Annotated in this window: 7 protein-coding genes and 1 pseudogene; 5 read left to right on the top strand and 3 right to left on the bottom strand. The window is 69.6% G+C overall.

Annotated elements, in window-relative coordinates:
* A partial coding sequence (locus AOK11_RS20870; protein WP_157869408.1) for an ROK family protein occupies positions 1-444 on the top strand: 444 nt, incomplete at its 5' end.
* A gap of 171 nt (positions 445-615) precedes the next feature.
* Positions 616-1,395 (top strand): hypothetical protein, encoded by a 780-nt coding sequence (locus AOK11_RS20875; RefSeq protein ID WP_055595249.1) that lies wholly within the window; start codon positions 616-618, stop codon positions 1,393-1,395.
* A gap of 7 nt (positions 1,396-1,402) precedes the next feature.
* Here the strand turns inward: AOK11_RS20875 and AOK11_RS20880 are convergent, their stop codons facing one another.
* Both AOK11_RS20880 and AOK11_RS20885 read right to left on the bottom strand, forming a co-directional pair.
* Positions 1,403-2,182 carry an HAD-IIA family hydrolase gene (locus AOK11_RS20880; RefSeq protein WP_055595250.1) on the bottom strand — a complete coding sequence of 260 codons (780 nt, stop codon included), beginning with the start codon at positions 2,180-2,182 and terminating at the stop codon, positions 1,403-1,405.
* A gap of 95 nt (positions 2,183-2,277) precedes the next feature.
* Entirely contained in the window at positions 2,278-3,783 is a 1,506-nt protein-coding gene (locus tag AOK11_RS20885; RefSeq protein ID WP_079034988.1) for a recombinase family protein, read from the bottom strand.
* Positions 3,784-4,054: 271 nt separating this feature from the next.
* On the opposite strand from AOK11_RS20885, the gene AOK11_RS20890 reads away from it, so the two are divergent.
* The 3 genes from AOK11_RS20890 (at position 4,055) to AOK11_RS20900 (ending at position 6,699) form a co-directional block, all read left to right on the top strand.
* Complete coding sequence (locus AOK11_RS20890) at positions 4,055-4,645, top strand: hypothetical protein (protein ID WP_055595251.1); 591 nt, start codon at positions 4,055-4,057, stop codon at positions 4,643-4,645.
* An 11-nt stretch (positions 4,646-4,656) separates the two neighbouring features.
* Positions 4,657-5,382, top strand: coding sequence for a class F sortase (locus tag AOK11_RS20895; RefSeq protein WP_079034989.1), 726 nt, complete (start codon positions 4,657-4,659; stop codon positions 5,380-5,382).
* A 279-nt stretch (positions 5,383-5,661) separates the two neighbouring features.
* Entirely contained in the window at positions 5,662-6,699 is a 1,038-nt protein-coding gene (locus AOK11_RS20900) for a glycoside hydrolase family 6 protein (protein ID WP_055595252.1), read from the top strand.
* Positions 6,700-6,769: 70 nt separating this feature from the next.
* On the opposite strand, the pseudogene AOK11_RS40340 reads toward AOK11_RS20900, so the two are convergent.
* A pseudogene (locus AOK11_RS40340) lies at positions 6,770-7,014 on the bottom strand (glycoside hydrolase family 6 protein); the annotation flags it as partial.

The raw sequence follows: 7,014 nt of genomic DNA on the forward strand, positions 1-7,014 counted from the left end.
CACCGGGGGCCGCGGACCGGGGCGGGGGAGTTCGGCCACCAGGTTCTCCAACTGGACGGGCCGCGCTGCGGCTGCGGCGACCGGGGCTGCATCGAGGCCCTGTGCCTGGGAGCGGTGGCCAGGGGCGACACCGACGAGGCGGCCCGGGTGCTGGGCACCGGCGCGGCGAACCTGGTCGGCCTGCTGGACATCGACCGCGTCCTGCTCGGCGGCCGGATCGTCGAGGCGGCCCCGGAGGCGTTCGTACGAGGAGTGCGCGAGGTCCTGGAGGCTCGCGCCCGGCGCACCGGGGACACCCCCGTCCCGGTACGGATCGCCTCGGGCGGCGGGCAGGCCGGCGGACGGGACGGCGGGGAGGGGGGACACCGGGAGAGCGGGCAGCGGGTCGCCGAGGGGGCGGCCCAGTCGGTACTGGCCCCGGTGTTCGGACGGGGGGACGGATAAGAAGGAGGAGACGCGGCCCCGGGAACTCGGGGAGCAGGGGACCCGGGGAGACGGGCGGAGTGGCCGGGTGGGACGGCGGGTTCCGCCGAGCGGGGGGAATCGTGCCGCCGTGCGGGTGCGATCGGGGGCGCCCCGGTGGTGTCCGCCCGCCGAACGGCAAGGCCCTATGGCATGCGACTCTGCACGCCCGCGTCCCTGTTCCTGGCGGCGGTGGCCGCGATTCTTCCCACCGCGGCCCCGGCCCACGCGGAAGCGCCGCCGCCCGCCTGCGCCACCGCGGACGAGCCGGACTTCCCCTTGACCACCCGTATCCACGGCGGCCCCGACTCCTACCGGGCCGGGGGCGGCTTCGGCACCTGGTACCTCGAACTCACCAACACCACCGACCGTTCCTGCGGCGGCATCCACCCGGTCGTCGTGCTCTACGACGACAAGCGGGCGCTGCGGGCCTCGCAGCCGGTGCTGGAGTTCTACACGGCGGACCGGGAACTGCCGCACACCGTCAGCTTCGCGACCACCGACGAGGACGAACTCGTCGGTGCCCTCGCCGACGACGACGCCGGCTTCGAGGGATTCACCGTCGAAGCCGGCCGGACCCTCACCGTGAAACTACGGCTCGCCCTCACGTCCGACGCCGTGGCGGGCGAGGTCGTCGCCACGGCCGCGATCGTCCAGCGGTACGAGGACGACGGCGACTGGGTCGGCCAGTCGGACGAGTACCGGTTCCGCATCGAAACACGCGCCGAAACAGAACCCGAACCGGAAGCCCACGACGCCGAACCCGACGGCGCCGGCCCCACCTATCCCACCCCCGGTGACAGTCGCCTCCCCTTCGCCCATGAACTCTCCGGCACCGGGCTCGGAGGGTTCGTGGGCGCGGCCCTGGCGGCGACCGCCCTGCTGTTGGCCGCCGGGAGCGCAGTCGTACTGCTGGGACGGCGGCGCCGCTGACGCCGTCTCAGACGAGGTCCACCAAATCCGCGATCGACTCCACGATCCTGGTCGGCCGGTACGGGTACTGGTTGATGTCGTCCTTCGTCGTCAGGCCCGTGAGGACGAGGAAGGTCTCCATTCCGGCTTCGAGCCCGGCCAGCACATCCGTGTCCATCCGGTCACCGATCATGGCGCTGGTCTCGGAGTGCGCTCCGATGACGTTGAGGCCGGTTCGCATCATCAGAGGATTCGGCTTACCCACGAAGTACGGTTCCTTCCCGGTGGCCTTTGTGATCAGCGCAGCCACGGAACCTGTCGCGGGCAGCGCGCCCTGGGGAGACGGTCCGGTGTTGTCCGGGTTGGTCGCGATGAACCGGGCTCCGTTGTCGATCAGCCGGATGGCCTTCGTCAGAGCCTCGAACGAGTACGTACGAGTCTCGCCCAGGATCACGAAATCGGGGTCGGCATCGGTCATGACGTAGCCCGCGTCGTGCAGGGCCGTCGTCAGGCCGGCTTCGCCGATGACGTAGGCCGTACCTCCGGGGTGTTGAGTGTCCAAGAACGTTGCTGTGGCCAGGGCGGAGGTCCAGATGTTCTCGACCGGCACATCGAGCCCGATCCGGTTCAGGCGTGCGTGCAGGTCTCGGGCCGTGTAGATCGAGTTGTTGGTGAGGACGAGGAACGGCCGCCCCAGGTCGCGCAGCTTCTTGATAAAGGCATCCGCACCGGGGACCGGCACCCCTTCGTGCATCAGGACCCCGTCCATGTCGGTGAGCCACGACTTGATGGGTTTGCGCTCTGTCATGGGAGGTGGACTCCTGCCGTACGTGGACCATGGGACGACCTCATGCTAGGCAGACACTTCTGCGCCGGGACCTCCCCGACGGGAGATGCCTACCGTCACTTCCACATGATCTCGAGCAAGTCGGCTCGGAAGGCGCCCCGTTGAGCCCCGCCCTTGCCTGCAGGCTTGATCACCACGGCCTCGATGATCCGTGTCAGCTCCCGCCGCTTCATCTCCACGGTGTAGGTCTCCCATTCCCGGACGATGCGGGCCGCTGCGGTGCCGGTTCGCGTTGGCGCTGCGGCGAGGCCTGCTGCCGTCCCTCTCAGATGCTTCTCCTTTTCCTCAAGGCGCCGGATCTCACGGGCGAACTCGGCAAGGGAGAACAGGTCGTCGGCTCGGAGTTGTCGGGCCTCCGCTTTGTCGGCCTCGATCTGCTGAAGCGCGTTCCTTGCCTTCCTCAGTTCAGAATCTTCTTCTGCGCCGACCCTCACATTGCGTGACTGTTCCTTTAAGCGGTCGAGGAGGGCCTTCTCCACGTATTCGTCCACAGGAGGGCCACTGCGGGCGAGTTTCCCGCAGCCGCCGTCCGCAGCCCGGCAGTAGTAGTAGTACCCGTACCTCTCGTAGCTGGCGGTGCCCCTCTGGTACGTGCCGGAAGCCAGACCGGTTCCACACAGGGCGCAGCGGGCGATGCCGGTCATCAGACGCTTGGTGACTGTGGAGCCCTTCCTGCGGCCCCGCCCACTGCTCTTCCGGGAATCCAGTTCGGCCACCAGTTCCCGCCATTCCCCCGGTTCGAGGATGGTTTCCCACTGGCCTTCGACCGGCGTGCCGTCAGTCCGCTCGACCAGGTACTCAACGGGGTCGACACGGCCCGCTCGCTCGCGAACCTCCTGTGGAATGTAGGCGCGGTAGCCGCAGAGCCGAGGATTCCTCAACACGTACAGCACACTGCTGTAGCCAATCGTCTTGCCCGGCGGTGTCTGCGGTCCGCGTACTCCCAGCTCCGCCCACTCGCGGTGCACCGTGGCGACTCTCTTGCCCAGCAGCACGTCTTCGAGTGCCTTTCTGATGAGTTCGGCTTCCCGCTCATTCACGTGCTCGGAGTCTTTCCAGCCGAAGGCGCGCTGCCCCTTGTGCGGCTTCCCGTCTGTGGCTTGGGCGAGTTTCTGGCGCGCGATGCGACGCGCCGCATCGGCTGATAACTTGTTGGCGATGGTCACGTAGATGCGTGCTTGGAAGCGTCCCTCGGCAGTGGTGAGGTCGTAGTCCCCTGCGGTGGTGGCGAAAATCATCGGCCGGCGGGCCTGCTCGAAGATGTCGATGAGTCGTTCGAGGTCACGAGGCTGGCGAGCGATGCGGTCGATGGTGTAGGCCAGAATTCCGCTGATCACTCCGTGCTCGAGGTCAAGGATCATGTCTTCGAAGTTCTCGCGCTTTACACGGCGCTTGTAGGCCGAGGAGTCGTTGTCCTCGTAGATGCGGTGCACGCTGCAAAGCTTGATCCTGGCGAGTTCGTACACGTCCTCACGCTGGCGGACCACACCCTCGCGGCCGTCCCGTCCGTCGCCCATGTGCCCGAGGGCCGAGATCCGGGCGTAACCACCCACCGTCAGCATGCTTGCCCCTGTCTGTACCGCTTTCCCATTCTCGCTGAATGTACGTTCTATGGCTTCACGATGAGGCCCGAACCTAATGTTTCGAGCCCTGATTTCCGTATCAGTCGGCCAAGCTCGTGGATTCCATCGCACGTCCTGTCGATCACTTCCGGCTCCAAAGCCGGACTCCGAAGCAGTCCCTTCCGATGTCGCCCATACGGAGCAATCACCGCGCCCTGAGGATGCGGTACCCCACCCGACGGGGCACGCTCCCGGTGTCTGGAGGTACACGATGGGTTCATTGCGACTCACTCTCTGCACCGGAATCCTGGCCGTCGCCGCGTTCACCCCGGCGGCGTACGCGGCGGACGACACGGGCGTCTCGGTGACACCGGTGACCCCCGCCCCCGGCACCGACGTCACCCTCAAGGTGGCGGAGTGCGCCGAGCGGACGGCGCTCGCCGTGTCCTCGGCGTTCGTCTCCGAGGTCCAGCTCACCGTCGCCGACGGCGTCCTCGTCGGCGAGAGCCGGGTCCGTTCCACGCTCACCGCGGGCACGTACCCCGTGCTGGTCAACTGCGGCGAGCGGGCCCGCCAGGGCACGATCAAGGTCGCCCCCGCCCGCGACCGGCCCTCCGGGACGGCCGAACCGTCGAAGCCGGAGGCCGCCGAGCCGACCGCCCACACCTCGCCCGTCGCCCCCGTCGACGCGGGCGGCGGCGGCAGCACCCCGCTGGCCGCCGCCGACACCGGCACGGGGACCGGTGCCGGCGAGGGCGGGCCGGGCGCCGCGCAGACGGTGACCGGACTGTTCCTCGCGGCAGTCGCCGCGGGAGCCGTCGTACGCGGCCGCGTACGACGGAGCCGCAGAACGACCGGCTGAGGCGGCCGCCCATGTCCGATCACGACGAGATACGACCGGGACGACCGGAGCACTTGGAACAACCGGAACGTCCGGGCCATCCGGTACGGCCGGTACGCCCGGGGCGGCTGCTCACCGGTGTGGCCTGGGTGGTGCTGCTGCTCGTGCTCTGGCTGTGGGGCGGGGAGGGCCCCGACCTGCGCTTCGACGGGTCGGGGCCCTCCACCGGTGACATGGCGGCCGCCGGCCGCCCGCCCCGGGCGGACCTTCCGCCCGCCCACCGCCCGCTGGGCGAGGCGCTGCCGCGGCGCCTCGACATACCCGGCCTGGACGTCCGGGCCCCGGTGGTCTCCCGCGGCCTGGACGAACGGGGCGCTCTGGACCCGCCGCCGTTCGACCGGCCCGACGTGGTCGGCTGGTACGCGGACGGGGTGGCGCCCGGAGCGTCCGGCACCGCGCTGGTGGTGGGGCACGTCGACACCGAGACCCGGCCCGCCGTGTTCTACAGGGTGAGCACACTGAAGCCCGGCCAGAAGATCCGGGTGGTCCGCGAGGACGACAGGGTCGCCGAGTTCACGATCGAGGACGTCCAGGTCCTGGCCCGCGAAGGGTTCGACGCCCAGCAGGCCTACGGGCCGCGCCGCTCGGGCCGGGCCGAACTGCGCGTCATCACCTGCGGCGGCACCTTCGACACCGCACGCAACCGCTACACGGCGAACGTGGTCGTCTCCGCCTACCTGACCGGCACCACCGCCTGAGCACCACCGCACCCCGGCCCCGGGCGCAACCGTGTCCCACTCCGGGCGCCTCGAGCGCCCCGAGCACCCCGTCCACCCGCCCCGGACGTGGGTGGCTCCGGGGCGGCCGACGCCACCCCCGCTTCCGGTCGCTTTCCGTGATCGCCCCAGGTGACCTGTCACCGTACGACAGCTGTAACAGCTCGCGGACAAGAATGACTCGGCCTCGTGGCTGTCGCAGCGTGTATGTCAGGATTGGGATTCGGCACGCACGGAACAAGTGCACCCAAGGGGGGTTGGATGTACGGCAGCAGGGGGGCCCGGGCGTTCGCCGCGAGGCGGACGTCGGCAGCGCTACTCGGGGCGGCGTTGCTGATGACAGCGTGTTCCTCCGGCGGCGGCGACGAGGGGGACGGCTCGGACAGGACGGCCGGCGGGGAGATCACCCAGCAGCCCAAGGACGCGAACCCCTTCTGGGTCAACCCGGAGGGCACGGCCGCGCAGCAGATGGCCGATCTGGGGGCGGACGGGAAGAAGGCGGAGGCCGAGCAGATCCGCAAGATAGCGGAACAGCCCGCCGCCGAGTGGATCAGCCCGGAGAACCCGGAGGAGCAGGCCCGCGGTTTCACCGAGGCGGCCGACAAGGCGGGCCGCACCGCGCTGCTCGTCCTCTACAACATCCCGCACCGCGACTGCGGCCAGTACTCGCAGGGCGGTGCCGCCGACGGCAACGCCTACCGCGCCTTCATCGACGGCGTGGCCAAGGGCATCGGGGACCGGGCGGCGACCGTGATCCTGGAGCCCGACGCGGTGCTCCACCTGGTCGACGGCTGCACGCCGGAGAAGTTCCACGAGGAGCGCTACGATGTCCTCAGCGGTGCCGTCGCCAAGCTCAAGAGCCTGAAGAACACCACGGTGTACCTGGACGCGGGCAACGCCGGCTGGGGCAACCCCGACCAGATCTTCGAGCCGCTCAAGTGGGCGGGCATCGACCAGGCCGACGGCTTCTCGGTGAACGTGTCCAACTACTACTCCACCGAAGAGTCCATCGCCTACGGCAAGCAGCTCTCCGCGAAGGTCGGCAACAAGCCCTTCGTCGTAGACACCAGCCGCAACGGCAACGGCCCGTACACCGGGGGCGACGCGGAGGAGCGCTGGTGCAACCCGCCCGGCCGCGCCCTCGGCGAGACGCCGACGATCAAGACCGCGGACCCGCTGGTGGACGCGTATCTGTGGGTGAAGCGGCCCGGCGAGTCGGACGGCGAGTGCAAGGGCGGCCCGAAGGCCGGCGAGTGGTGGGAGGACTACGCGGTGAAGCTCGCCGAGGCCAGCGACTGACCTCGCACCGCCCATACCGCCCAGCACACACCGCGTACCGCACACCGTGTATCGCACACCGTGTATCGCACACCGCGTAGTCCTCCCACCACTCGCCGGCCTTCGGGCCGCCCTTGCACTCGCCGTCCGACTCGCCGGGCCGCTTCACCCACAGATACGCGTCCACCAGCGGGTCCGCGGTCTTGATCGTCGGCGTCTCGCCGAGGGCGCGGCCGGGCGGGTTGCACCAGCGCTCCTCCGCGTCGCCCCCGGTGTACGGGCCGTTGCCGTTGCGGCTGGTGTCTACGACGAAGGGCTTGTTGCCGACCTTCGCGG

It is taken from the genome of Streptomyces hirsutus (assembly GCF_001418415.1).
Taxonomy (GTDB): Bacteria; Actinomycetota; Actinomycetes; order Streptomycetales; family Streptomycetaceae; genus Streptomyces; species Streptomyces hirsutus.